Genomic DNA, 25,695 nt, shown 5'->3' with positions numbered 1-25,695 from the left:
CGCAGTGAGCTTTGAAAGTATCAGTCAGGCGAAATCCGAGGTGTTTGAATACATTGAGGTTTTCTACAACAGAGTCCGCAGGCACTCTACACTGGGTTACAAAAGTCCAGCAGAGTATGAGCGCAAATGCGCATAGTTAGAGTGCATGCTTTTTTAGTAATACCGCTTTATATGGAAACAAATTATGCGCAATTTTATAATTTTATGTATTTCTTTAGCTATATCGGCATGTGCTTATATTGAAACTTACACTTTATCAACTGATGAAATAAAAACATCTGAAAAGTTGAAGATCATCGATTACAGAACAGAGAAACAAAAAAATCGTAATTTAGGATTGTTTGACAACAGTACAATCTATCAATTTAGAGATAATGGATTTAGGCCGTCTATAGGTGAATATTTGTCACTCAAGCTGCCAGAATTAGACGGTGGCTTTGTTGATAAAGAGATTAGGATAACTGAATTCAAAGTGATACAGGATCATACTAGGCGGGAGGCAAAATTTCGTGGCTCTGCATTAGCAGGGATATCATTACCGGCCGCAATCCTGATAAATAATAGTGCAGAAATACCAGAAGGAAGTGACTCCATTTCTACTTTTCTTGGTCTGGTGATTGATGGTGAAGAATATTACTCGATCTATTCGTACCCGATGGGCGTGTATCAACTTTCATCGACAAAAATTAATGGGAAATCCATCTTGATGCATTCTGTAGAGGGGGCTGTGACCTCATTAATGGATGAATTCAAAGCTAATGAGCGGCTCAAATCGGCTGCAAAAGCCAGGGTAAAATAGGCAAATTAGCTTGTCTTTATGTTGCCGCTCGATAAAAATTATATTCGATACTGAAATATGATTTTCAGCATTATTTCGTCTCCAAGTGTTTGGTAGTCACCGTGCGGTACGTTACAGCAGTTTCGATGTCAGTGTTTTCGCTCAGGCTCGATTGAGGTGGGCAGTCCACGCTGTAATGTGGAGTACCACTAAGTTAATATGTTGGTGGTGGATCGAGAGGTATTCTTCCCTTGAAATATCTTGCGGTGGCCAGCCAATCCGTGGCTGGCAACGTGCAAGTAGTTGGCCAGAAGCGCGTCAGCCATAACCAGGCTAGGCAGGCTCGCCCAGCCGGTGGCTGGGCTGGACAGGCTACGCTGCGCTCCGGCTGCCCCTGCTAGCGGCGTTAGGCTTAAGACTTACCCACGTTTAGTAGACACTCTGTATAGTTAGGTTTCGGCCTAATACGGAGGTGTACCATGGGTAGGAAGAAAGCTCAGGCATATACGGAAGAGTTTCGTAGAGAGGCAGTAAAGCGCGCCAAGAAGACCGGTGTCACTACGGCCGCTGTGGCTCGTGAGCTTGGTGTCAGCGCTCAGCAGATCTACAACTGGCGACGACAGTTCAATCGGCTTTCAGAGAAGCAGTTCAATAGCCTCGATGGGATCGATTATTCCAAGCGTGAGAGCGCGGAGATGCGCCGCCTTAAGCGGGAACTCCATGAGGCGTGTCAGGAGGTCGAGTTTCTAAAAAAGGCAGCTGTGTGCTTGGCGAACCCCAAGAGTAAAATATGCACTGATATCTGAGCATGTAGGGTTGTACCCGGTGTGTTTGATGCATTGTTTCTTCGTGGCCACAGATCTTATTGTTCGCGTCATTGTGACTGCTGCTTGATAGGGGCGTAGTCCAAACTAGTCGGCGCATAAATCCTTATTAAATTTCCATTATTAAAAAATTCTGAGTCATCCCAATTCATATCAATAAATTCACCGCCATTAATTTACTCATTTTGTTCGATATGGCAGGTCATCTATCTCCCTGTTGATAATTGCGACAAAGAAAAAAACCGCTCCTCGATTGGTACAAATGTTTCAGTTTGTGCGTAATTTCTGCTATCGGAACATTTTCATGCCTCTCTTCCGCGCGTTTACTGCACCTTTATCGCGCCAATGCTTCGAAATTGTGCAAATTTTTCTGATTTTGTCTTGAAAGTCATTGTTGTGTGCAATCTAATGATTCCGCCCAATAAAAAGAGGCTGATGTACATAGAGATATTTTCCCAAATTACATGCCGGGAGGTGGATTATGTCATTGCAGTATTCAAGGGGGGTTGCATTATTACGGGCAGGCAGGCGCCTATTAACAATTTTTTTTATAGGATTACTTATCTCGTCACCCGTTAGTGCGAGCTGGGAGGAAGTCGTGAAATCAACACGTAATGGCTATGTGCTCGACAGAGCGTTTAGTGACAATGGTTATGACTGGTGGTGGCACAACTTATATGCCGTCAACAGGGAAACCGGTGAAGAAAGACCTTTCTTTATCGAGTACTTTGTGATTAATCCGGCCCTTGGCGGAGCCGAGCCCATTCTTGGCCAGCTGCCGGAAAACAAGGCAGCCGGCCGCAAGCCTTCTTATGCAATGATGATGGCGGGCACCTGGGGCGAGGATGCGGTACAGATTAAGAATTACTATGGGATTGATGCGCTCAGAGCTTCTACTAGCGAACTCGATGTCGCAATCGGTCCTAACGTGGCTACTGAAACGCACTTGATGGGTTCTGTCAGTGTGACCGCTGAAGAAGCTGCCGCGCACCCTGAATATCTGTCTGATGCGGGTGAGATCAGCTGGAACCTGACTGTGCAGAAGCCCCTGAGCTATTCGGTGGGTTACGCTGGCGCCAAGGTTTTTCGGGAGTTAGAGGCGTTCGATATGTTTTGGCATGTCGAGGGCATTAAGTCTTTGTTTGGCGGGGAAATTATCTTTAATGGCGAAGTCTATGACGTGATTCCTGAGCGTTCATGGGGCTATCAGGATAAAAACTTTGGCCGTGACTACACCAACCCCTGGATCTGGCTGAGTGTCAATGACTTCACCAGCAGCAAAACGGGCGAGCAGCTGACGAAGACCAGCCTGGATATTGGTGGTGGTAATCCCCGCGCTCTGGGTATCGATTTTGGCGAGAAGGCCCTGATGGCCTTTTATTGGGAAGGCAAGCTGTTTGAGTTTAATTTCACCAAGCTGTGGGATTTCCCCAAGACTCTGGACTGGAATGTGACTCAGACCGATGAGGTTCTGAACTGGCAGGTGGAAGCCAAAGAGCGCAACTATAAGTTTGTTATCAACTTTTCCAACCCCAAAAACAAGATGCTCAAAATTCTTTATGAAAATCCAGCCGGTGAGGTCAATCACGATGACCTGCTGAATGGTGCACACGCGGAAGGTACGATTGAAATATACCGCAAGCGCTGGATTATTTATGGCATCTACTATCGCTGGGAGCTTGAGGATACGCTGATCGGCCGCCATGGCGCTGGCGAATATGGCGCACACTAAAGTCTGATGTTATGCCGGGCCTTGATCTGCTGATTAGTCAATCAGTTAATTTTTAAGGCCCGGCATCCCCCTGTGGGGTATTCTGTTCAACCTGTTCTGTTATTAGGCTGAGTTTGCTAATCAGAAGTCGGAGTTATTTTCTGAGTTGTTTTCAGAGTCATTTTAAAGTAGCCAATCCATAGCCACTTCGATCTCTCAGGGCTCTTCTTTATCCGCTGCAGTTCCTTTCCTTTCCTTTCCCTTTCCTTTCACGTCGATTACAGCCAAATATTTAATCAGGATAATGTTTCTGAGGCTGAAGTTCTGGTGAAATTGATCGTGAGGAGGTGGCTTGATAGCTGAGATTGCCTCCCAAATGGGTGGTTTCCCCCTTTTTTTATACCTCTGCTCAGCCCTTTGTCGGTCTGTTCAATACGAGTGGTGTGGCGCTATTTCTCCGCAATGCGGTAGCAGGGCGTGTAGACTTTTCCGGGTAACTTCATGCGGTGCTGTTGTGTAAACGATTCCAGCAGGGTATCCATACTGCGCATCATGGCGGGGTCACCGCATAATTCGTAGGGTCCGTTTTTTTCAACACTGCGAATGCCTTCATCCTTAACATTGCCGGACACAATGCCTGAAAAGGCGCGCCGCAGATTGGCGGCGAGCAGGTAGGGTTCCTGATTGTTATGCAGGGCGAGGTTGCGCATATTTTTATGGGTGGGGATAAAAGGCCGCTGGAATTCCGTGGATACCTTCAGCTGCCAGTTGAAGTAATAGGCATCGCCGGTTTGCTGGCGGTGTTGCCGGACCTCGTCGATTCCCGCTGCCATCTGGCGTGCAACTTGGGCTGGGTCGTCAATGATGATCTGGTAGCGCGAGCGGGCGGCTTCCCCCAGAGTGGCGGCGATAAACTGGTCGATACGGGTAAAGTAATCGGCGGCACTGGCTGGGCCGGTAAAGATAACCGGGAAAGGTTGCTGTTTATTCTCTTCATGCAGAAGTATACCCAGCAGGTAGAGAATTTCCTCGGCGGTACCGGCGCCACCGGGGAAGACGATGATGCCGTGGCCGGTACGCACAAAGGCTTCCAGACGTTTTTCGATATCCGGCATGATGACAAGCTGGTTGACGATGGCGTTGGGAGCCTCTGCGGCGATGATGCCCGGCTCGGTAATCCCCAGATACTGGCCGTGGCGGTCGCGCTGCTTGGCATGGCCAATGGCGGCGCCTTTCATCGGGCCTTTCATTGCACCCGGCCCGCAGCCAGTGCAGATATCCAGGTGCCGCAACGCCAGCTCGTAGCCTACCTCTTTGGTGTAGTCGTACTCCTCGCCGGAAATGGAGTGGCCGCCCCAGCATACCACCAGTCTCGGCACACGGTTTCTGTTAAAGGTGCCGGCGTTGCGCAGAATATGAAACACCGCATCGGTCACGCCCTGGGCGGATACCAGGTCATAACGCGGGTCGCCGGTGATTTCGCTGTTTACGTAAATGATGTCGCGCAGTACCGCAAAAAGGTGCTCGGCAATGCCGCGTATCATCTTGCCGTCCACAAAGGCAATGGCCGGTGCGTTTCTGACTTCCAGCTTTACGCTGCGCTCGGTGGGTATCACGGAAATATCAAAGTCGGCGTAGGTTTCCAGCAGCTCCTTGCCGTCATCGATATTGCTGCCGCTGTTCAGTACGGCCAGGGCACAGTTGCGGAAAAGCTGGTAATGGGGGCCTCGGCTGCTGTCAGTGAGCTTGTGGATTTCGTACTTGGACAGGGTGGCGAACTGCCCGGTGGGGGAGACTTGTGCATCGACGAGATCAGTAGACATGCAACCTCCTGATAATGCTGCTGAATCCTACAGTACACCAAGTATCGAGTAGCGGCCAGCTTACCGGACCCTGCTAAGGTTGACTCTTAATAGCGATTCAGTCGAACCGTGGAGTTGTTTTGGGTTGTGCTGTTTTAGAAAAGCAGTACCTAATCTTTAAACCTTCGTTGAGTGTAACACTGAGCCCTTTGGCCTGAGGGCATCTGTATAGCGCGGCGGCTGGAATGGCTACAGAAAACCAGAAGACATTAATACACAGGGGGTAGCTGGATTAGTTCCCGGCGTTATTTGGTACGAGGCGCTATCAGATCGAAGCTGCGCTTGAATCCGAGGCCCAGTTGAACCGGAGGAACAATTGAACCGGAGGAGTAATTGAATTGCACCGCAGATGGTATGCACCTGACAGATATTGGAGGCGGGCACTATGGATTGGGGTGGGGCATCCGATAGCGCGGTGCTTAACCCGGGTGTTCTGCGGGCTGATCTTGGCGACCAGGGCGGGTATTCGTTCACACGGTCTCGGCTTATCGTTCACACAGTCCCGGGCTTATTGCTCACTGCGTCACATATCACCTCCAACCGCGTTACTTTCACCGCGTTACTTTCCACCGCATCACTTTCCACCGCGCAACTCTCTACCAGATCACTCTCCGCCACGTCGCAGGTTGGGTCGTGGCCACATAGTTGTTACACGTCATCACACAGCCGTCAGCAAGCGGGCACACTGCCACAATCAGGAAAAGCCCCGGCGAATGATTCCGCCGGGGCTGGGCTTGTTTTTGTGCGAGATCAGTCCACCGTCAATTGGCCAGCGGATGCTTTCCCAGCTAAAGCGCCGACTAGGGTCTGCCTTGCCCGGCGCGCGCCTGCGCCCATATCCAGGCCGATGCCGTAAAGTGCTGGCACCAGCAGCAGGGTGACAAAAAAGGCGATGAATACTCCGAAGGCCAGCGCCACCACGATGGGTTGCAGGAAGGCCGCCTGGATGCTGCGCTCCAGCATCATTGGCATCAGGCCGACGATGGTGGTGACCGTGGTGAGCAGGATGGGGCGGAAGCGGGCCACGCCGGCCTCCACAATCGCCTGCATGGGGGGCATGCCCTGATCCCGCAGGCGGTTATTGTGGTCCATCAGCACCAGGTTATCGTTGACCACCACGCCCGCCGCCGCGGCAATGCCGAAGTAGCTGAAAATCGCCATGGTCATACCGGTGGCGGCGTGCCCGAAAATGGCGCCGACAAAGGCAAAGGGTATGGCGACCAAAATAAGTATTGGCTGGGAATAGCTGCGGAAGGCCACCGCCAGCAGGCTGTACATGGCGAAGAAAGCCATGATGTAAAGGCCGAGCACTTCCTGAATAAAGCGCTTCTGGCCCTCGGCCTGACCGACGGTGCCACGGACAATGCCCGGGTAGCGATTTTCCCACTCGGGAAAATAGTTTTGGTTGAGATCCTTCATAATTTCGCCGCGCACATCGTCTTTCAGGTCCGCCATCACCCGCACTGCGCGGTGCCCGTTCCAGCGCTGGATACGTTTGATGCCAGGTGCGTATTCCAGCTCGGCGACCGCCAGCAGCGGCACTTCGTGGCCATCAGCGGTGCGCACGCGAAAGTCCTTGAGGCTCTCGATAGAGCGGCGGGATTGCAGCGGGTAGCGAACCATGACTTTGACATCCTGGCCGGCGCGGGGCAGGCGCTGCACTTCTTCACCGAAGTATGCCTGGCGCACCTGACGGTTGACCTCCGCGAGGGTCAGTCCGAGCTTGGCTGCGCCGGGCTTGAGGTCGATGCGAATTTCCTCCGAGGCAGCCTCAAGGTTGTTGCGCACATCGTACAGGCTCTCGTAGGTGCGCAGCTGGGTTTCCAGTTCGGCGGTGGCGGAGCGCAGTACATCAAGGTCCGGGTGGCGGATGGACAGCTCGAAGCCGGGCTCGTTGTTACCCAGTGCGTACTGGACCGAGACCTCTTTCGCATCCGGAATTTCGCCCAGCAGTTCCCGCAGTCGCAGGGCTGCATCCTTGGCCGACATTTCCCGCACTTCCGGCGGCGCCAGTTTGACAATGGCCATAACACTGTCGCGCCGTGAGCGGGTGTACCAGTTTTCAATCAGCACGCCCTGGCCATCGGTGCGCTGGTTGACTTCATCCTCGAGGCGTTGCTCCGCAGCCTGCAGCTGTGCCAGTACCTCTAGGGCCCGGCTATAAGGTGCGCCCTCCGGCATGACCACGTTGACGATCACCTCATCGGATTCAATTTCCGGCATAAAACTTTTCTTCACCCAGCCACTGCCGAACATGCCGAAGCCGATCATCAGTACCGCAATAAAAATGCTCAGGGTCAGGTAGCGGCGATCCACGGCCCACTGGCCGGTGCGGCGATAGTGGGTCTCGGCAAAGTGCACGATGCCGTCGGCGATCTTTTTCTGGATGCGGCCAAAGCGCCCGAGCTCCGTGCGCGGCTTCAGTTTGCGCAGGTGCGCCGGCAGGATAAACAGGGATTCGATCAGCGAGAAAAGCAGCGCGAGGATGACCACCCAGGTGATATGGCGGGTGAACTCGCTGGTGGAGCCGCTGATAAAAATCCATGGCAGGAAAGCGAGGATGGTGGTGACCACGGCAAAGATGACCGGCTTGGCCACCAGTTGCGTACCCAGCACCGCGGCTTTGAGGCCGCCGCCTTCATGCTGGAACTCCGGGTTGTGGGACTGGGTGTGAATACTTTCTCCGACCACGATGGCATCGTCGACGACAATCCCCAGTACCAGCAGGAAGGCAAAGGTGGACAGCATATTCAGCGATACGCCCACGCTCGGCAGCAGCACAAAAGCACCGGCGTAGGCGGTGGCGATGCCAATCGCGACCCAGAAGGCGACCTTCGGGCGCAGGCTGAAAACCAGCACCAGCAGTACCAGCAGCAGACCCTGAAAGGCGGAGGAGCCGATGGTATCCAGGCGGCTGCGGAAATCCTCGGCATTATCGGTCCACAGCGTCAGCTCGGCACCGCCGGGCAGGGTGCTGCGCCGCTCGGCGATCCAGCTGCGAATCGACTCCGAGGCGGTGAGGATATCCATGGTTTCGGTGCTCATCACCTGCAGCAGCACCGCCGGCTCGCCGTTCAGGGTGGCTAGTATCTCGTTATCCTCGAAACCATCCACCACGGTGGCCACATCGCCCACCCGAATGGTGCCGCCATCGGCGGTCTGGCGCACGATGATATTGGCAAACTCCCGCTCGGAGTCGGCCTGGTTGCGCACCTTCAGCTGGTAGCTGCCCACCTCGGTGCGCACGGTGCCGGCGGACTGGTTGAGGGAGCTTGCGCGGATGGCCTCGGCCACCTCCTGAAAGGTCATGCCGTAGCGGCGCAGGGCCAGCTCGCTGATTTCGATGGAGACTTCCTCCATGCGGGTGCCGAATAGATTCACCACCGACACCGCCGGCAGGGTCGCCGCCTCCCGACGCAGCTGTTCAGCCAGCCGTTTCAGTTCCCGCTCACCGAGGTCGCCGTGCACCGCCACGCGAATAAATTCCTGGCGGTTGACCCACTGCTGTACCTGCGGCGGCTCGATATCGCGGGGGAACGAGGAAATCCCGTCCACCCGAATCTTGATGTCGTTCATAAAGCGGGGGAAATCCACATTGGACTCCGCGAGGATATAGACCTGGCCAAAACCCTCGGCCGAGGTGGAGCGCACCCACTCGATATTGTCCAGGTCACTGACCGCCTCCTCGATGCGGGCGACAATCTGTTCCTCCACTTCCTGTGGCGCGGCGCCCGGCCAGGGCACGCTGATTTCCAGCCCGGGGAAGCGCACCTGCGGGTCCATTTCCCGCTCCATCATGCCAAAGCCGAGAAGACCGGCCACAAAGATACCGAGCATGGCCAGGTTGGCGGCGACACTGTTGCTGGCCCACCACTCAATCAATCTATTCATGGGTAAGCTCCGTTATTTCTGCGCCAGCTGGGTCATGGGCTGAACCGCCATGCCGTCCACCGCGTTGGCAATAGTGGAGGTCACCACGCGCTCACCATCCGCGAGGCCCGAGGCCACCACCACGCGATCCTCGGAAGTGGAGAGCACGTCCACCGTGCGAATATCGAGGCGGTTGTTCTCGTCGATCACGTACACCTTGTCGGCGTTGCGCAGCGCATTGCGCGGCAGCACCAGTGCCTGATGCGCCTGCACGCCCACGGCTTCGGCGGTGACGAACAGGCCCACCGCGAGCGGGACACCGTCGCTGGCGCCCTCGCCGTAAGGGTCGTGGACTTCGGCCACGGCATAAATCAGGCGGGTCTGCTGGTCCACGGCCGCCTGGGTGCGCACGATGCGCCCGTGCCACTGGCGCGGCTGCCGCCCGACCTGAGCGGACAAGGTCACAGCCGGCCCCGGAGTCTGCAGCGAGGATTCAAAGCCCATCGGCAGTCCCAGTTCCTGAAGCTGGGTGTCGGTCAGGGGCAGGCGCACCTCCACCCGGTCAGTGGCGAATACACGGCCAAGCGGCGTATTGGCGGTGACATACTGACCCACGCCCACATCACGGCGGATTACCCGTCCGCGAAACGGCAGTTGAATCTTCGTCCGCGCCAGATTGAGTTTCGCGTCGGCCAGTTCCGCCCTGGCCGAACGCAGGCCCGCTTCGGCTTCCTTCACCTGCGGCAGGTTCACCTGCAGCGGTGTCGGCTCCCGGTTGGGATGAATGGACAGCCACTGCTGGCGCTTGATCGCCGCCGCCGCTTTGGCCTGCAGCAACAGGACTTCCGCCTGGGCGACACCGGCCTCGGCGCGGGCCAGTGCCAGTTGATAGTCGGCGTCGTCCAGCTGGATCAGCGTTTCGCCCGCCTCGAACCCGGCGCCGTCGGCGAAGCCTGCCGAAATATTGGTGATGCGGCCGGAGACCTGTGGGATGAGATCGATTTCGGTATGCGCACGAACCTCCCCCTGAGTGGTTACGGCAAGATGCACCGAATCTTTATGCGCCTCTGCATAGAGCAGCGAAACCCGGCGCGGCTCTTCTTCTTTTTTTTCCGGGGCCGGCTTGGCGGCGTTCATCAGCTGCACGGCGACAATGCCCAGCATCAGCACTGCCACTGGCGCCACAGCGTTAAGGATTTTTTTCTTCATTGTTCTCATCTTGCCTGAGTTGAGAAATTCATCAGCGAATAGGCCGGTGTGAATCTGAATTGATCAGATCACGCACCAGTGGCAATTGGCTATGCCCTGAAGCTGGAGTGAGCCGGATCGGCGACGAATGCCATTTTTCCTCTCGCTTGATGGACGAGGCCGGGCACGGATTTGGATGCGGCCGCGGAAAAGTTTTTTCCCATGTCGCAAAAATGTGCGAGCCAGTGACGCTGATACAAACAGCCAGAGCGCTTCCTGCGACAGGGAAAGGGTGCGCGGAGAGGGAAGGTGTGACACGGGAACGGCGGGTGAAACGGCAAACGAAGATGCAAACGAAGATAAGCGTCAAGACACATACGTAAAGGAGCGCGCGCCCGAGGGGGAGGGCGTCAGTGAAGAGAAGAGTGCTGAGTGCAGAGTGAAGGAAGAAGAGAGAAGAGAGAAGGGCGAGTGGAGAGGAGAAGAGTGGAGAGAGAAGCCAGAAGGCAGAAGATGAGGGGCAAAGTGAGGGTACAGGAGAAGCTCGGAGCAAAGCCGGTGATACAGGCCCGGCGATGACGAAGAGCCGGTGAGCGGAGCCCAAAGGCGCTGGGCAATGAAAGTGATCGCCGTCGCAGCCTGCGGGAAAAGGTGTGCTCTGGTCGTGTCGCTCTGCGCGTTTTGTCCAAAAAACAACCTGCTTTTATCGCGGTCCCGGGGCGGCGGATGAGCGGCGGCAGGCAGGACATTGCCCGCCGCTATCACGGCAATAACCAGGTCTAATTTCAAGCGTATTGCGTGGCGCTATAGGATTTGCCCGTTCGATTGTTGACACCAACAAACACGATAAGGAACGCAATTCATGTTGAAGAGAGCCCTTCCTCTGGCCGTGGCGCTGGCAACGGCCATCTCCGCCAACGCCCACGCGGCACCCGAGTCCGGCGCGTCCAGTGCCACGATTTCCAACAGCACAATGTCCAGCCAGGACTGGTGGCCCAACAAGCTCGACCTGGCGCCGCTGCGGCTGCACGCGCAGAAATCCAATCCCATGGGCGCGGACTTCGATTACGCCGAAGCCTTCAGCAAGCTGGACCTGGATGCGGTCAAGAAAGATATCGAGACCGTGCTCACCACCTCCCAGGACTGGTGGCCGGCGGACTACGGGCATTACGGCCCATTCTTTATCCGCATGGCCTGGCACAGCGCCGGCACCTACCGAGTCTATGATGGACGCGGTGGCGCCGGTGGCGGCCAGCAGCGCTTCGAGCCGCTGAACAGCTGGCCCGACAACGTCAACCTCGACAAGGCGCGCCGCCTGCTGTGGCCGGTGAAGCAGAAGTACGGCAACAGTATTTCCTGGGCTGACCTGATGGTGCTGGCGGGCAACGTATCGCTGGAATCCATGGGCTTTGAGACCTTCGGCTTTGCCGGCGGCCGCGAAGACGACTGGGAAGCCGATGTGGTGTACTGGGGTTCCGAGCGCGAGTGGCTGGGCAACGACAAACGCTTCAAGGGCGACAAGCTGGAGAAGCCGCTGGCGGCCGACCACATGGGTCTTATCTACGTCAACCCGGAAGGCCCCAACGGCAACCCGGACCCGAAAGCCGCCGCCGAGCGCATCCGCGAGACCTTCGGCCGCATGGCCATGAACGATGAGGAAACCGTGGCGCTGATCGCCGGTGGTCACACCTTCGGCAAGGCGCACGGGGCTAAAAAAGGCGATTGCCTGGGTGCCGACCCGGCTGGCGCCCCCATTGAGGCACAGGGCCTCGGCTGGCAGGGCAAGTGCGGCAAAGGCAACGCGGAAGACACCGTCACCAGTGGCCTGGAAGGCGCCTGGACCGCCAACCCGATTGCCTGGAGCAGCCAGTTCCTGGACAACCTGTTCGGCTTCGAGTGGGTGAAAACCAAGAGCCCGGCCGGCGCCACCCAGTGGGAGCCGGAGAATGCCGAGCAGGTCAAGTTCATCCCCGACGCCCATATACCCAACAAGCGCCACGCGCCGATGATGTTCACCACGGACCTGTCGCTGCGTTTCGACCCGGAATACCGCAAGATTTCCGAGCGCTTCCAGAAAAACCCCGAGGAGTTCCAACAGGCTTTCGCCAAAGCCTGGTTCAAGCTCACCCACCGCGACCTGGGCCCGCGTATCCGCTACCTGGGTGACGAAGTGCCGGACGAAGTGCTGGTGTGGCAGGACCCGATCCCCGAGGTGGACTACAAGCTGATCGACGAGCGCGATATCAAGAAACTGAAGGCGCGGGTACTGGACAGCGGCCTGAGCGTGCCGGAACTGGTGCGCACCGCCTGGGCTTCCGCCTCCACCTTCCGCGGTACCGATATGCGCGGTGGCGCCAATGGTGCGCGTATCCGTCTGGCGCCGCAGAATGCGTGGGCGGTGAATGATCCGCAGGAGCTGGACAAGGTGCTGGACCGGCTGGAGGCCATTCAGCAGGACTTCAACCGCAAGGCGAGCGGAGGCAAGCGGGTTTCGCTGGCCGACCTGATTGTTCTCGCCGGTGCGGCGGCCATCGAGCAGGCGGCGCAGCAGGCCGGTCACAGCGTCACCGTGCCTTTCCAGCCCGGTCGCAACGACGCCTCGCAGGCGCAGACCGACGTTCAGTCCTTCGCTTTCCTCGAGCGCAAGGCCGATGGCTTCCGCAATTACTACAGCAGCGAAGCGCATTACACGCCGGTGGATATGCTGGTTGACCGCGCCAACCTGCTGACCCTCAGCGTGCCGGAGATGACGGTGCTGGTCGGCGGCATGCGCGCCCTTGGCGCCAACCACAAGGATGTCAAACACGGCGTGTTTACGGATCGCCCCGGCACCCTGACCAACGACTTCTTCGTCAACCTGCTGGACATGTCCACCCAGTGGCGCAAGTCCCCGGAGGAAAACGGCCTTTACGTGGGCTATGACCGCGAAACCGGCCGGGAGAAATGGACCGCGTCCCCGGTGGACCTGATCTTCGGCTCTAATTCAGAGTTGCGCGCCGTGGCCGAGGTTTACGCCCTGAACGGCAACGAGCAGAAGTTCGTGCAGGACTTCATTAAAGCCTGGACCAAGGTCATGACCCTGGACCGGTTTGACCTGCGGCAGTCCTGACGCTGCGGAGTCTCAGGCTGTACTTTCAGCACAGCCTGAGTATCAGGGGCGGCCTGCGGGCCATTGATGACCCGAGTTCCGCCAACGCAAAGCGAGCCTCGTCTGGGGCTCGCTTTTTTTGTGCCTTCCCGGGCCAGCTTGCCGTGCAAGCCTCATGTTTGCCGTGGCCACCGGGGAACCGATTCCGGTTGATTCGCTGAACACTGGAGAGGGGTTTTGGCGCGCCATGCTTCTTGACCGGGACGCGGGGGCAGACCAGAATACTGGTTATGCATACAGTCACCCCCGTTCCGCTGTTACCCGTCACCGTCTCGGCCGGATTCCCGTCGCCGGCGGCGGCCTATGCGGCCAAACCCCTGATACTGGACGACTGGCTCTGGCCCAGTCGCGCCAGTTGCCAGCTGGTCACCACGGAGGGGGAGAGTGGCCGTTATCAGGTGCTGGACCAGTCATTGCGCCCGGTCGCGGGCGACTGGCTCTGGGTGGGGGGGGAAGAGCCCCTGTTGCAGTGGTCCGGGGAGTGCGACCGCCGCCTGCTTGCCGGTGAGAGCGCCACCGTGGTCGCCGCCTCCATTCGGCTGTTCCGGCGGCGCCCGGACCCCGGCCGGCAGCCGGCCTCAATCCACGACTGGCTTGTGCGCCGCCCCCATGCCACCTATCTCGTCAAGGCTGACGGGCGCTCCATGATTGCCCACGGTATTGATCACGGCAGCCTGCTGGTGGTGGATCGCAGCAGCGAACTGCACGATGGCGATATCGTCATCGCCGGCTGTAGCGACGGCTTTCTGGTCAAGCAGTACCGGTGCCGGCCGCCGCGGCTGGTGGCCGGCAACGCGGCCTACCCGGACATCGTTCTGGAGCGCGCACCGCAATACGATCTGGATGGGGTGGTTATCGCCAGCCTCACCAGACACCGGGGGTAGCGTGAAACGCTGGGATCACTGCGCCACCCAGATCGCCCTGGTGGACGTCAACAACTTCTATGTGTCTTCCGAGCGCGCCTTTGACCCGGTTATCCGGCACAAACCGGTTGCGGTCTATTCCAACAATGACGGCTGCGTGATCGCGCGCTGTGCGGAAGTGAAAGCCATGGGGGTGAAGATGGGGGTGCCTGAGTTCGAGGTGCGCGACCTGTTCCGGGCCCGGGGCGTGGTGGCCCGCAGCAGCAACTACGCGCTCTATCACGATATGTCGATGCGCTTCGTGGCTTCGCTGGAGCAGTTCTGCCCGCAAGTGGAGCAGTACAGTATCGACGAGAGCTTCCTGCATTTTCACGGTTTTGGTGCGGGGCTCGCCGAACACTGCCAGCGCCTGGTCGCGGCGGTACAGCAGTGGACCTCGATGCCCTGCTGCGCCGGCATTGCGCCAACGCGCACGCTGGCCAAGGCCGCCAACCACTTTGCCAAGACGCTGGGCGTGCCCGGTGGCGTATTGCAGGTGGGCAGCGAGTATCACCGCCAGCAGCTGTTAAAACAGCTGCCGGTGGGCGAAGTGTGGGGCGTGGGGCGCCGCATCGCCAGGCGCCTGGCGATGCTGGACATCCATACCGCCTGGGACCTGGCAGCGGCGCATGTGCCGACGATTCGCAAAGCGTTTGGCGTGACCCTGGAGCGGACGCTGCGTGAGCTGCAGGGCGTTCCCTGTATTGAACTGGCGCCGCTGGATCAGGCCAAACATGAGATTGTCTCGGGGCGAATGTTTGGCCGGCGGCTCACGCAGTTTGATGATGTGATGGCGGCGGTGGCCAACCATGTGCAGCTGGCCGGTGAAAAACTGTCGGCGCAGGATGGCGTGACCGGCCGCCTGACCGTGAGTGTGCAGGCCCGGGAGCCCGGTGGCGATTGGCGGTATTTATCCGGCCACGCGGAGTTTCGCCCAGCGGTAAAAGACCTGCAGGTACTGACCGCCGCCGCACGCAGTGCGCTCAAAGAAGTGTTTTTAGCGGGGCGGGAATACCGGCGCGCCTCCGTCTGTTTCTCGGCTCTGGAGCGGGCCCGGGAGCAGCAGCACGATCTGTTTGGAAGCGCCTGCGGTGACCGAGATAACCGTGATAATCAAGATAACCCAAGCCAGCAGAATAATCGCGTTCAGCAGAATAACCTCGACCATCATGACCATAAAGAGCGCCTGTCCGCCTGCCTCGCGGATATCAACCAGCGCTTCGGCCGGGGTGGCGTGGTGCTGGCCAGTGCCCGGCTGTCGGATGAGTGGCAAATGAAGCGGGCGCACCTGTCGCCGGCCTACACCACGGACTTTCGCCAGTTACCGGTGGCCCGCACCGGGTAGCTGGCTGTTATTGAATATCGTTTTCCTGCTGTGACTGCCTAATCTGATTTCCTGCACGCTCTTTCCGTATTCCTTTCACATACTCCTTGCTCGCACTCTATTTACGCATTCCCTTTGCGCATTCCTTTTATGCGGCCTTCCCATGCGGTTTTTCCATTCAGTCTTTTCTGCGCTTTTTTATACAGCCTTTTTATTCAGTTTTTTGTTTTTCATGTGTTTTTCGTGCGGCCCTTTTGCGCTGCCGGGCAGTCTGTGCAAAGGTTCTTGCGGGTTGCGAGTGCTGTTTATATATACAGTATCGATGAGGTGAATTTTTGCTGCGGTGGTGGGCATCAAATATTGCTTTGGGTGTGGTGTGAGAGCTGGTCTTGGTAGCTGGCCTGGGCTGGGCTGGGCTGGTTTTGGGCTGGGCGCTGATGAGTAACAGCGCGGGCAGAGGGCTGCGCTCATGGCACAAAATTCGATCAGCTCCACGTGGAACAAGAGTTTTCAAGTGACAGGTTCCACGATTCCGGCGACAGTGGAAACTGCATAAAAATAGTTTTTATCTATTTGGGGCTAGATCTTTATAGTTGTCAGTGGCGGGGCTAGTGGCTGGGGGGATTTCGCTTCAAAAGTAGTGATTTAACAACAGTTTGATACAGAAGCCGGTAATTTCTTTAGAAGTTCTCCGCAAATCCCTGCACAGAAAGAACAGTGAACATTTGGGGCGGCTGTGTATTTTGCACTGGCTGAGTGCGTTTTTTGGCGTCAAAATCTACTAATTATTATTCGAATAATGGTGGATGTTTTATGCGGGCGCCGCGGCTGATTTTCTGTTTGGTTTCTCTTATTCCTCTGGCCTTTCTGGTCCCTTTCACTGCGCTGGCCCACGGTGGCGGGGTGGATGCCAGCGGCTGCCATAACGACAGCGCGCGCGGGGAGCGCCACTGTCACCGCACAGCGCCTGCCCCGGCCGCGCCCGCGCACACGGCGCCGGTGCGCGGCGATCAAATAACCAGTTTCCGGCAGGCCAAGCGGGTTCTGCAGGAATCGGTCTATCACTCGCCGGATATGCAGTACAGCTTCTATGCCAATTGCCGCTTTCGCGCCAGCGGCAAAAAACTGCTGCCGGAGTGGGACAGCTGCGGCTACAAGCCGCGCAAGAACGCCAACCGGGCCAGTCGTATCGAGTGGGAGCATGTGGTACCGGCCTGGGCCATCGGTCACCAGCGCCAGTGCTGGCAGCAGGGCGGACGCCGTAACTGCGCGGACTCGGACCCGCTCTTCGCCATGGCCGAGGCGGATCTGCATAACCTGGTGCCGGCCATCGGCGAGCTCAATGGCGATCGCAGCAATTACCGTTTCACGGAGTTTGGCAGCGGCGGTGGCTACCCTTCCGGGCAGTATGGGGCGGTGGCATTCCGGGTGGATTTCAAGCAGCGCGCGGTGGAGCCGCCGCGGCATCGGCGCGGGGATATCGCGCGCACCTATTTCTATATGGCCGGGGCGTATGGTCTGGCCATTGCGGATGCGCAGTTAAGGCTGTTTGAGGCGTGGCATCGCAATGACCCGGTCGATCCCGCGGAGTGTGAGCGGGATCGCCGGATCGCGGCGGTGCAGGGGAACCACAACCCGTTTGTCATTGCCGCCTGCGGCTGAGCCGGCAGGCGAAGGCGCTGTTGAGGGGCAGGTTCGGATTAAGATTCTGCTCGCCCGGCAGTCGCCGACCACAGGCCGTACTGTGATAACAGCCCCGGCGGTATGGCTCGGGAGCTGTTATCAGGACGGTTATCCGGAGGGCTTCCAACCGATCGGTATCCGTCGGAGCAGAGTCTACCGGAGCATGACCTAGCGCAGCAGCTGCAGCAGGGCTTCCGCAGTGCCCTCCGAAGAGGCCGGGTTCTGGCCGGTGATCAGCAGGCCGTCTTTCACCACGTGGCTTTGCCAGTCGTCGCCCTTGGAGTAAATGCCGCCATTTCCTTTCAGCATGTCCTCCACCAGGAAGGGCACCACATCGGTCAGCTCCACCGCCGCTTCCTCGGAATTACTGAAGCCGGTGACCTGCTTGCCGCTGACCAGCGGCTTGCCGTCGCTGCCCAGAGTGTGGCGGAAAACCCCCGGCGCGTGGCAGACCGCGGCAACGGGCTTGCCGGCCTGGAAGAAGGTCTCGATCAGGGCGCGGGAAACTTCGCTCTCGGCGAGATCCCACAGGGGGCCGTGGCCTCCGGGGTAGAAGACCGCATCGAAATCGTCGGCGCTTACCTCGCCGAGGGGCAGGGTATTGGCCAGCGCCTGTTGTGCGGCCTCGTCCTTCTGGAAGCGCTCGGTGGCGGCGGTCTGGAAATCCGGCGCATCGCTCTTGGGGTCCAGAGGCGGCTGGCCGCCCTTGGGGGAGGCGAGGGTGATTTCAGCACCGGCGTCCCGGAACACATAGTAGGGCGAGGCGAATTCCTCGAGCCAGAAGCCAGTTTTGTGGCCGGTGTCGCCGAGTTGATCGTGGGATGTGAGAACCATCAGGACTTTCATGGAGCCTCCGGGTTGTGTGATGAAAAGTGCTTTGGGGTGTTATGTGCAGTGAGCCCGCCGTGCAGCGAACCCGACGTTAGCAGGGAATACTAGTGGGTGCGCAGTGATTGAAGAATTTTAAGCTTTAAATTGGCGCTATAAAAAAATCAAATGAACGGAGCGGTAGCTGGTGGCCGGGTGCGGGTTTTAAGGCGCCAGGTTTCAGGGCGCCAGACACCGACAGAACCCTTCCCGCGCCCGCCTGCGGCGGCGCGGATACAGGGGCGTGGTCGGGATAGAGGCTGGGCCGGGGCTTGGGTATAGGCCGGGTATGGCGGTTGCTGTCGGGGAAATAGCCTGCCCAGGGGTGTGGTGAGAAGAGAGAAAGGGTGGCAACAGGGGGAATACCGCGCAGCCGGCAGAAAGCGCCGACATTTCCGCCTTCAGGCCACGCCTCAGATCCGCCCGGGCCGCCCCTGTCGGCTATGTTTTGAGCATCCGCACGCTGAACCGACGTCAGTGCGCCGGTTCAGCGCAGCCAATGCCCGGGGGATGATTCGACAGCGCCATGTCTATGCGGGGCTCTCTCAGCACTTACAGCACTTACAGCATTTCCCTTGTTTCAGCTCGGTGGGGCCGGCTGCTCGCTGCCGGCCTGTGCCTGCTGGTGGCCGCTTTGACTGTTCAGGCTGCGCAGGCGGAGCCGCAGGCAAAAAAAGCCGGGACGGAAAGTCGCGCTGCCGGCAGCCTGGGAGAGGAGGCGGAGGTGGCGGCCGGTATGCTGGAGGAGCACCCGCTCAGCCCGCTGCAGCACGACACCCCGCGCGCCACAATACAGAGCTTCCTCGCCGAGACCGACAGCATTGCCGAGCTGGTGGTGGAACAGTTCTGGGATGAGCCGGCCCAGGAGGTCGCCCTGGAGGTGCGCCGGCGCATGCAGAAGGTGATGCAGCTGCTCGATCTCAGCGAGATTCCCCCGGCAGCGCGGGAGGAGATGGGTAGTGATGCAATGATCTACCTGTATGAAGTGTTGAGCCGCATCGAGCTGCCGCCGCTGGAGGAGATTCCCGGCACGGAAACCCTGTCCGAGATGGCCGCTGTTGCCGTGGAGGAGGGGGATCTGGGCGGCGCGACGGGCAAGCCGTCATTGGGCGGTGACAGCGCCAGTGGCCAGTCCGGCGTGGCTGGTGATCGCGATGACGGAGGGGTGGCCAAATCCGTCAGCTGGACCATCCCCCATACCGACATCACCCTGGTGCGGGTGGCCGAGGGCCCGCAGACCGGGAAATTTGTCTTCTCCGCCGACACCGTTGCCCGCGCGGCGGAGTTCTATGGGCGCACCCGTCATCTTGCCTATCGTCGCGAGATCCCCCTGCGCAACTACGCGGAGATGCGTCCCTACCTGAGCATGTCCGGCTGGCTGATTTCTCCGGGCCTGATCCAGAGTTTTCCCGCGTGGATGAAGCGCGACATCTTCCGCCAGGCGGTCTGGAAGTGGCTGGCGCTGTGCGTTGTGCTGGCTCTGTATGTACTGGCGCTGGGCCTGATCCGGCGGGTGTCGCTGCGGCTGTCGGGCCGGGATGAGCAGCGGCGGCACTTGAGCCGATTTGTTCTGCCGCTGAGCCTGCTGGTCAGCATCCGCCCGCTGATCACTTTTGTCAGCCAGCAGCTGACGCTGACGGACGTGGTCGCCGAATGGCTGTCGCTGGGGGGCGAGGCGCTGTTCTATTTTGCGCTGGCATGGTTTGTCTGGCAGCTGCCGATGGTCCTCGTGGAGGTATTTATCAGCCGCTCCCCGAGGGTGGAGGGGGAGAGCCTCGACGCGCACTTGCTGCGATTTGTCGCTCGCACGCTGGGCGTGATTGCCATTATCGCCATTCTCTTTGTTCTCAGTGCGCGGCTGGGTGCGCCGCTATTCAGCCTGCTGGCGGGCTTTGGCGTCGGTGGTATCGCGGTGGCACTGGCGGCGCAGGGGTCACTGGAGAATTTTATCGGCAGCCTGAACCTGTTTGGCGACAAGCCGGTCAGGGTGGGGGATTTCTGCCGTTACGGAGAGGACTCGGGCCCCGACTTTCAGCGCATCGGCACAGTGGAGTCGATTGGTATGCGCTCCACCCGCATCAGGGGGGTCGACAATACCCTCACCACGATACCCAATGCCGACTTCTCCAAGATGCATATCGTCAATTACAGCACGCGCTCGACGATCCTGTTTCTCGCCACACTCGGCCTTCGCTATGAAACCACGGTGGACCAGCTGCGCTTTGTGCTGGTTTCCCTGCGGGAAATGCTGGTTGCCCACCCCCGGGTGGTGGACGAGGAGCCCTCAGTGCGTTTCGTCGGTATGAGTGACAGCTCGCTGGATGTGGAGGTGCGCGTGGATATCAATACCAACGACTACTTCGATTTCCGGGCGGTGCGGGAGGATATCCTGTTGCGCACTCTGGATATTGTGCGCGACGCGGGAACCGGCTTCGCCTTCCCCTCGCGGACGCTCTATTACTCGAAGGACACCGGCCTGGATATGGCGCGCAGCGAGGCGGCCGAGGCGCAGGTGCGGGGCTGGGCGGCCGCCCACGAGATGCCGTTTCCAACCTTTACCCCGGAACAGCGCAGCAAACGCAAAAATACCCTGGATTACCCACCGGAGGGTTCTCCGCAGGCGGACCGATAAGCCGCCACGGCCTGCTCGGTTCTTAGGCAGGTGCAGACTCCATAAACGAGAGGAGGCGCGGGTGTCAGGGGTGTCAGGGGTGTCAGGAATTGAGGAAGTGGCGCCCCCGGCAGGACTCGAACCTGCAGTGCGGACTTAGGAGGTCCGTGGTTTATCCTGTTAACCGACGGGGGCTTCGGGAGTCTGATGACTTTCTGATGGCCTTAATAGTGGCCCAATATTGGGCTATCGGCGGTATCGGGCTACCGGACCAGTGTTGGCCTCGGATATTCCCGAACTGGAAAGCTGCTCAGGCCTGACAGGCAATGCAGAATATCCAGTCATAACCGCTCAGGCAGTCACAAGAGGGGCGCTATTCTAGCGCCAGCGGCTCTCGCTGTCATGGGGTGGTGTCTGCCATCTGTATCGCCGCTTTTTGCGCCTGTCCCTTTATGATCTCTCAACGGCCTTTTCATGGTCTGGCAACCGCTTATCAGTGGCCTCTGCTGCGCTGGTTTCTGGGGGGGATTTCCAGCAGAGGGGAGCGGTGGAGCGGGGCCGATTTCGGTCGCGCAGGTATGCGGCGGTCGCTGTGTAACCCCTGGTAACAGCAGTCGCAAAAAGGTAACGAAGCGGTGCCTTCCGCATCTTCATGGCAACGTTGAAAAACTGTCGCAAATTCGTCGCGGAAAGGCGCTAATTTGGCACTTGTAGAGGGCTTGTTGGGGGAATGTTTTTTCTGTCGTGAAACGGTGCTTCCAGGGCGCTAAAAAAGATGTTTCCGCGCTGTAAATTTTTCTTGACCGGGGCTCTTGAAGCTGATTAATCTGCAGTGGCACAACAACAAAAACAAGGGTGTTTCTGCGTTTAGCAGATCGATATTCTGGAGTTTCGTATGAGCGGAAACGTTAGCGAAAAAGACTTTGAATTTGATCACGACGACATCCCACACATCGCCAACGAGATACTTCGTCAGGCAACCTCCCAACCACCCACGGATGCCCGGCGGATGGTGGAGGACAAACTAGAAGAAATGCGCCTCAGGCGTGAGTTAATGGACTACGACTTAGAGTTTTGATGAGAGAAACGAGAGGCGCCGGAGACGGCGCCTCTCGCCTTTTTACGGTTGTGAACTTGTTGCGGTGTGAACTTGTTGCGGTGTGAACTTGATTGGCGCGGTAAAGACCGTGAAACCCTTGAGGGCTTTCGCCCTGTCCTCGTCCAGAATAAAAGGCAGGCGGTGCAAGCCGGAACCTGCAAACCAACCCAGCAATAGCCCCAGACCCGCGAATCAGTGCCTGTCGAGCCAGGGAAATGCCGACACCGGCCACCGAGATACCGGGTTCCGGGTGCCTAGATGTAGCTGTCGAGGTGTAGCTGCCGAGATTTAGCTGCCGAGATGTAGCTGTCTAGATGGATGTAGCTGTTTAGAGGCAGGATGTAGATATATAAAAGAGAGATAGGGTTAAAAGAAGTAAAAAACCTCACAAGCAGGCGTGTGATAGGATGCGCCCTGCCTTACTTGCCCTGGCCCTACTTGGGCTACTTTCCCTTCCCCTAGCCTGCCGTTTGCAGGTCGGGCTGCAAAGCACCGGGAAAGCACCGGGAAAGCACCGGGAAAGCACCTGGAAAGCACCGGGAAAACTCCCGGCATAGGACCCGGCTGAAAAGATCCGCCAGAAGATCCAGTTAAGAAGGCCCTCTTAAGAAGGCTTTGTTAAGAAGACTCTGTTAAGAAGACTCTGTTAAGAAGACTCTGTTAAGAAGATCCGATGGCAACGCAGTCACGAGCGCCACAACACATGGCGCGGGGCGCTGATAGAGGCAAATAACAACAACGATAAAACCAGCGTAAGAAAAAACGCCAGGAAGAGGGACCTTCCAAATGGCAAACGACAGACCCGATGCTTCGAGGCTGACCTCGGAGATTTCTTCCTGTGGAAGCCACCTGACGATTCGTGTGTTCGGCAGGTTTAATTTCAATTTGCACCGGGACTTCCTGCACAGCTACAGCAGCCTGCCGCAAACACCGAGCCGCCTCAGTATCGATCTCGCCCATACCACACACCTGGACAGCGCGGCGCTGGGTATGCTGCTGTTATTGCGCGATCACTGCTTCGGATCAAATACCGAACTTCCCCCGGAGACGGTCACCCTGCTGAACGCCAATGACCATGTGGGGGCTATTCTGCAAGTCTCCAATTTTGATCGGCTGTTTGATATCCGCTGAGAGCGGCATCGGCGGCTGCCGGGCTGGCCGGTGGATGTCGCGGAACTGGCGGGGACGGCTTTTGGCGTCTACTTGGCGTCTAGTAAGCGCCAGCCGGCTCGGGATGCGGAGCAGCTAACAATGGCGCCGCTCAATGGCACCGCTGCCATCACCCGAAGCGGCGCGGCTAAATCAATGCATTTGCTGCCATAGCCGGTATAATGCCGCTCAGTTTTTCATCAGCTCTGCGTGGCAGATTCGCGTCATGACCCCGAAGTCCCCTTCCTCCAACCTGTTGCGCGCGCGCCGGCTCTGCTGTGAGCGGGAGGGGCGTGTGCTGTTCGCCGGGCTGGATTTCGATCTGGCCGCGGGGCAGGCGCTGCAGGTTGAAGGGAGCAACGGGGCCGGCAAGACCACCCTGTTGCGCACCCTGATCGGCAGTGCCGGTGACTTTTCCGGCGAGATCACCTGGAATGGGCAGAACTATCCCGGCGCGCTGCCGGACCTGCGCGCGCACCTTCTCTATATCGGCCACGCCGCCGGTGTGCGCCGCGGCCTGACGCCGCTCGAGAATCTGGCCTGGTACGGCGCCGGGCGCGATGAGGCGATGCGGGCGCTGGAGCAGGTGGACCTGTTCGGTTTTGAAGACAGTCTCTGCCAGCAGTTGTCCGCCGGCCAGAATCGCCGCGTGGCGCTCGCGCGGCTGTTTTTGCCCGCCGCGCCGCCGCTGTGGATTCTCGATGAGCCCCTGGCGGCGCTGGACGTGGCGGGGGTCTCCGGCCTGCAGGGGCAGATGGCCTGCCACCTGAGCCGCGGCGGCAGCATTCTGTTCACCTCCCACCAGCCGGTGGCGCTGGCCGGTCTGGACACCTTGAATCTGAGCGATTACGCCAGCCCGCAGGTGGCGCCGCTGGCAGAGGAGGGCGTCGATGTCCTCGCCTGAGCGGACCCTGATCGACTATGCCCCGGCGGCTCGAAGCGTGCCGGGCTTTCTGGCGCTGTTGCGCAGTGAGCTGCTGCTGGTGCTGCGTCGCAGCGCCGATATTGCCAACCCGCTGCTGTTCTTTGTCACGGTGCTGGCCCTGTTGCCCCTGGGGGTAGGCCCGGAGCCGGAGCTGCTGGCGCGGCTGGCGCCGGGCATGATCTGGGTGGTGGCGCTGCTGGCGACCCTGCTGTCCCAGGAGAGCCTGTTTCGCAGCGATTTCGAGGATGGTTCGCTGGAGCAGCTGGCGTTGACTCCCCAGCCCCTGTATTTTGCCGTGCTCGCCAAGGTGGCGGTGCACTGGCTGGTGACGGGGCTGCCGCTGGCGCTGCTGTCGCCGTTACTGGCCATGATGTTGAACCTGCCCGCGGCTGGCTATCCGGCGCTGTTCCTGTCGCTGTTGCTGGGCACCGCCAGTTTGAGCCTGATCGGCGCGGTGGGCGCGGCGCTGACCGTGGCGCTGCGGCGCGCGGGCCTGCTGCTGGCGCTGATAGTTATGCCCCTCTATGTGCCCGTGTTAATCTTCGGCACCGGCGCCGTACAGGCGGCGCTGGATGGCTACGCCTACGGCCCCCAGCTGGCTATTCTGGCGGCGTTGCTGGCCGGCGGAACCGCCCTGGCGCCGCTGGCGGCAGCGGGTGCGATTCGCATCAGCCTGGACAATTAATCTGGAGGTATGCCCCTTGGCCTGGCAATGGTTTCACCGCTTGGGTTCGCCGCGCTGGTTCTACCAAAAGACCAGCGCCTGGATGCCGTGGCTGGCTCTGGCCAGTCTGCTGCTGATCGGCGCCGGTTCGATCTGGGGGCTGGGCTTTGCCCCCGAGGATGCCAAGCAGGGCAACAGCTACCGCATTATTTATATTCACGTTCCCGCCGCCTTCCTGGCTCTGGCGGGCTACTACATCATGGCCATCAGCGGTGCGATTGGCCTGATCTGGAAGATGAAACTCTCTTTTGTGGTCATGCGGGCCGCCGCCACTCTCGGCGCGGTGCTGACCTTTATCGCGCTCTTTACCGGCGCGGTGTGGGGCAAACCCACCTGGGGCACCTACTGGGTGTGGGATGCCCGCATCACCTCCATGCTGATTCTGTTCTTCCTTTATATCGGCGTCATCGCATTGTCGCACGCCTTCAGCCGCGAGCAGGTGGCGGACAAGGCCTGTGCGCTGCTGGCGCTGGTGGGCACGGTCAATATCCCCATCATCTACAAGTCGGTGGACTGGTGGTTCACATTGCACCAGCCGGCCACGATCAAATTTACCCAGCAGAGCAGCATCGACCCCAGTATGTTTTACCCGCTGCTGACCATGATTATCGGTTTTTACTGTCTGTATGCCTGGACTCTGATCGCCCACACTCGGGAAAAAATCCTGCAGAGGGAGTGGCGCACCAGCTGGGTACAGCAGGTCATGCGCGGCGAGTCTTTGAGCGAAGGCAAGGCGGGGTAGGGCGATGCAGTTTCAGTTCGACAGCCTGACGGCATTCTTATACATGGACGGTCACGGCATTTTTGTGTGGGCCGCCTACGGTGTGACTTTCGCGGCACTGGCTGCAGTGGCGCTGTACCCGCGCTTGCAGCGCAGGCGGTTGCAGCGCGAGCTGGAACGGCAGCGGCGGATCGAGAGCCGTCGCCGCTCCGTGCAGGCGAGCCGCGCCCGCGAGACAGAACCCGCCTGATCCGGGCAGCTCGCCCGGCGAGCCCCACAGGAACCCTTCATTGATTCGGAGCTAGCAGA

Annotated in this window: 19 protein-coding genes and 1 tRNA gene; 15 read left to right on the top strand and 5 right to left on the bottom strand. The window is 58.8% G+C overall.

Translation table 11 applies throughout. The features are described 5' to 3' along the window. The 4 genes from ABEA58_RS12645 to ABEA58_RS12630 form a co-directional block, all read left to right on the top strand. A partial coding sequence (locus tag ABEA58_RS12645) for an IS3 family transposase (protein WP_345552040.1) occupies nt 1–136 on the top strand: 136 nt, incomplete at its 5' end. Between the two features lie 48 nt (nt 137–184). After that, the gene (locus ABEA58_RS12640; protein WP_345552038.1) at nt 185–799 is read left to right on the top strand and encodes a hypothetical protein; all 615 of its coding nucleotides are present in this window, start codon (nt 185–187) and stop codon (nt 797–799) included. 458 nt (nt 800–1,257) lie between these two features. Beyond that, the gene (locus ABEA58_RS12635; protein WP_345552036.1) at nt 1,258–1,584 is read left to right on the top strand and encodes a transposase; all 327 of its coding nucleotides are present in this window, start codon (nt 1,258–1,260) and stop codon (nt 1,582–1,584) included. A 616-nt stretch (nt 1,585–2,200) separates the two neighbouring features. Next, nucleotides 2,201–3,334 carry a tocopherol cyclase family protein gene (locus tag ABEA58_RS12630; RefSeq protein WP_345552034.1) on the top strand — a complete coding sequence of 378 codons (1,134 nt, stop codon included), beginning with the start codon at nt 2,201–2,203 and terminating at the stop codon, nt 3,332–3,334. A gap of 428 nt (nt 3,335–3,762) precedes the next feature. On the opposite strand, the gene ppnN is transcribed toward ABEA58_RS12630, so the two are convergent. From ppnN to ABEA58_RS12615, 3 genes are all read right to left on the bottom strand, one after another. Beyond that, nucleotides 3,763–5,136 carry a nucleotide 5'-monophosphate nucleosidase PpnN gene (gene ppnN / locus ABEA58_RS12625; RefSeq protein WP_345552032.1) on the bottom strand — a complete coding sequence of 458 codons (1,374 nt, stop codon included), beginning with the start codon at nt 5,134–5,136 and terminating at the stop codon, nt 3,763–3,765. A 789-nt stretch (nt 5,137–5,925) separates the two neighbouring features. Continuing rightward, on the bottom strand, nt 5,926–9,066 hold the full coding sequence (locus tag ABEA58_RS12620; RefSeq protein WP_345552030.1) for an efflux RND transporter permease subunit: 3,141 nt from the start codon (nt 9,064–9,066) through the stop codon (nt 5,926–5,928). A 12-nt stretch (nt 9,067–9,078) separates the two neighbouring features. Then, a complete protein-coding gene (locus tag ABEA58_RS12615; RefSeq protein WP_345552027.1) occupies nt 9,079–10,254 on the bottom strand; it encodes an efflux RND transporter periplasmic adaptor subunit in 1,176 nt (391 codons plus the stop codon). Nucleotides 10,255–11,095: 841 nt separating this feature from the next. Between ABEA58_RS12615 and katG the strand changes: the two genes are divergently transcribed. The 4 genes from katG to ABEA58_RS12595 all read left to right on the top strand — a co-directional run bounded on the left by katG (nt 11,096) and on the right by ABEA58_RS12595 (nt 17,269). Beyond that, nucleotides 11,096–13,342 (top strand): catalase/peroxidase HPI, encoded by a 2,247-nt coding sequence (gene katG, locus ABEA58_RS12610; RefSeq protein WP_345552025.1) that lies wholly within the window; start codon nt 11,096–11,098, stop codon nt 13,340–13,342. Between the two features lie 269 nt (nt 13,343–13,611). Continuing rightward, nucleotides 13,612–14,265: a S24 family peptidase gene (locus tag ABEA58_RS12605; RefSeq protein WP_345552023.1), complete on the top strand. Its 654-nt coding sequence runs from the start codon at nt 13,612–13,614 to the stop codon at nt 14,263–14,265. Nucleotide 14,266: 1 nt separating this feature from the next. After that, on the top strand, nt 14,267–15,628 hold the full coding sequence (locus ABEA58_RS12600; RefSeq protein WP_345552021.1) for a Y-family DNA polymerase: 1,362 nt from the start codon (nt 14,267–14,269) through the stop codon (nt 15,626–15,628). Between the two features lie 819 nt (nt 15,629–16,447). Continuing rightward, nucleotides 16,448–17,269: an endonuclease gene (locus ABEA58_RS12595; protein WP_345552019.1), complete on the top strand. Its 822-nt coding sequence runs from the start codon at nt 16,448–16,450 to the stop codon at nt 17,267–17,269. Between the two features lie 189 nt (nt 17,270–17,458). Here the strand turns inward: ABEA58_RS12595 and ABEA58_RS12590 are convergent, their stop codons facing one another. After that, a complete protein-coding gene (locus tag ABEA58_RS12590) occupies nt 17,459–18,136 on the bottom strand; it encodes a type 1 glutamine amidotransferase domain-containing protein (RefSeq protein ID WP_345552018.1) in 678 nt (225 codons plus the stop codon). A 655-nt stretch (nt 18,137–18,791) separates the two neighbouring features. Here ABEA58_RS12590 and ABEA58_RS12585 point away from each other — a divergent pair. After that, a complete protein-coding gene (locus tag ABEA58_RS12585; protein ID WP_345552016.1) occupies nt 18,792–20,789 on the top strand; it encodes a mechanosensitive ion channel family protein in 1,998 nt (665 codons plus the stop codon). 98 nt (nt 20,790–20,887) lie between these two features. Here the strand turns inward: ABEA58_RS12585 and ABEA58_RS12580 are convergent. Beyond that, nucleotides 20,888–20,963: transfer RNA gene (locus ABEA58_RS12580), tRNA-Arg, on the bottom strand. Between the two features lie 700 nt (nt 20,964–21,663). On the opposite strand from ABEA58_RS12580, the gene ABEA58_RS12575 reads away from it, so the two are divergent. The 6 genes from ABEA58_RS12575 to ccmD all read left to right on the top strand — a co-directional run bounded on the left by ABEA58_RS12575 (nt 21,664) and on the right by ccmD (nt 25,636). Next, nucleotides 21,664–21,846: a PA3496 family putative envelope integrity protein gene (locus ABEA58_RS12575; protein WP_345552014.1), complete on the top strand. Its 183-nt coding sequence runs from the start codon at nt 21,664–21,666 to the stop codon at nt 21,844–21,846. 807 nt (nt 21,847–22,653) lie between these two features. Beyond that, entirely contained in the window at nt 22,654–22,998 is a 345-nt protein-coding gene (locus tag ABEA58_RS12570; RefSeq protein ID WP_345552012.1) for an STAS domain-containing protein, read from the top strand. A 244-nt stretch (nt 22,999–23,242) separates the two neighbouring features. Beyond that, complete coding sequence (gene ccmA, locus ABEA58_RS12565) at nt 23,243–23,920, top strand: cytochrome c biogenesis heme-transporting ATPase CcmA (RefSeq protein WP_345552010.1); 678 nt, start codon at nt 23,243–23,245, stop codon at nt 23,918–23,920. Then, nucleotides 23,907–24,626, top strand: a complete 720-nt coding sequence (ccmB, locus tag ABEA58_RS12560) for a heme exporter protein CcmB (RefSeq protein ID WP_345552008.1) — start codon at nt 23,907–23,909, stop codon at nt 24,624–24,626. The genes ccmA and ccmB overlap by 14 nt, the downstream gene beginning before the upstream one ends. Nucleotides 24,627–24,642: 16 nt before the next feature. After that, complete coding sequence (locus tag ABEA58_RS12555) at nt 24,643–25,407, top strand: heme ABC transporter permease (protein WP_345552006.1); 765 nt, start codon at nt 24,643–24,645, stop codon at nt 25,405–25,407. Between the two features lie 4 nt (nt 25,408–25,411). Then, nucleotides 25,412–25,636, top strand: coding sequence for a heme exporter protein CcmD (gene ccmD / locus ABEA58_RS12550; protein ID WP_345552004.1), 225 nt, complete (start codon nt 25,412–25,414; stop codon nt 25,634–25,636). Nucleotides 25,637–25,695: the final 59 nt, after the last annotated feature.

It is taken from the genome of Microbulbifer aestuariivivens (assembly GCF_039545115.1).
GTDB classification, from domain to species: domain Bacteria; phylum Pseudomonadota; class Gammaproteobacteria; order Pseudomonadales; family Cellvibrionaceae; genus Microbulbifer; species Microbulbifer aestuariivivens.
The sequence above is the reverse complement of the archived record's forward strand: the minus strand, read 5'-3'. Positions and strand labels throughout refer to the sequence as shown.

Bases quoted from the DNA above. Each gene is read 5' to 3' on its own strand.
- ABEA58_RS12640 (WP_345552038.1), top strand. From the start codon at position 185: ATGCGCAATTTTATAATTTTATGTATTTCTTTAGCTATATCGGCATGT.
- ABEA58_RS12635 (WP_345552036.1), top strand. From the start codon at position 1,258: ATGGGTAGGAAGAAAGCTCAGGCATATACGGAAGAGTTTCGTAGAGAG.
- ppnN (WP_345552032.1), bottom strand. From the start codon at position 5,136: ATGTCTACTGATCTCGTCGATGCACAAGTCTCCCCCACCGGGCAGTTC.
- ABEA58_RS12620 (WP_345552030.1), bottom strand. From the start codon at position 9,066: ATGAATAGATTGATTGAGTGGTGGGCCAGCAACAGTGTCGCCGCCAAC.
- ABEA58_RS12615 (WP_345552027.1), bottom strand. From the start codon at position 10,254: ATGAAGAAAAAAATCCTTAACGCTGTGGCGCCAGTGGCAGTGCTGATG.
- katG (WP_345552025.1), top strand. From the start codon at position 11,096: ATGTTGAAGAGAGCCCTTCCTCTGGCCGTGGCGCTGGCAACGGCCATC.
- ABEA58_RS12605 (WP_345552023.1), top strand. From the start codon at position 13,612: ATGCATACAGTCACCCCCGTTCCGCTGTTACCCGTCACCGTCTCGGCC.
- ABEA58_RS12590 (WP_345552018.1), bottom strand. From the start codon at position 18,136: ATGAAAGTCCTGATGGTTCTCACATCCCACGATCAACTCGGCGACACC.
- ABEA58_RS12575 (WP_345552014.1), top strand. From the start codon at position 21,664: ATGAGCGGAAACGTTAGCGAAAAAGACTTTGAATTTGATCACGACGAC.
- ABEA58_RS12570 (WP_345552012.1), top strand. From the start codon at position 22,654: ATGGCAAACGACAGACCCGATGCTTCGAGGCTGACCTCGGAGATTTCT.
- ccmA (WP_345552010.1), top strand. From the start codon at position 23,243: ATGACCCCGAAGTCCCCTTCCTCCAACCTGTTGCGCGCGCGCCGGCTC.
- ccmB (WP_345552008.1), top strand. From the start codon at position 23,907: ATGTCCTCGCCTGAGCGGACCCTGATCGACTATGCCCCGGCGGCTCGA.
- ccmD (WP_345552004.1), top strand. From the start codon at position 25,412: ATGCAGTTTCAGTTCGACAGCCTGACGGCATTCTTATACATGGACGGT.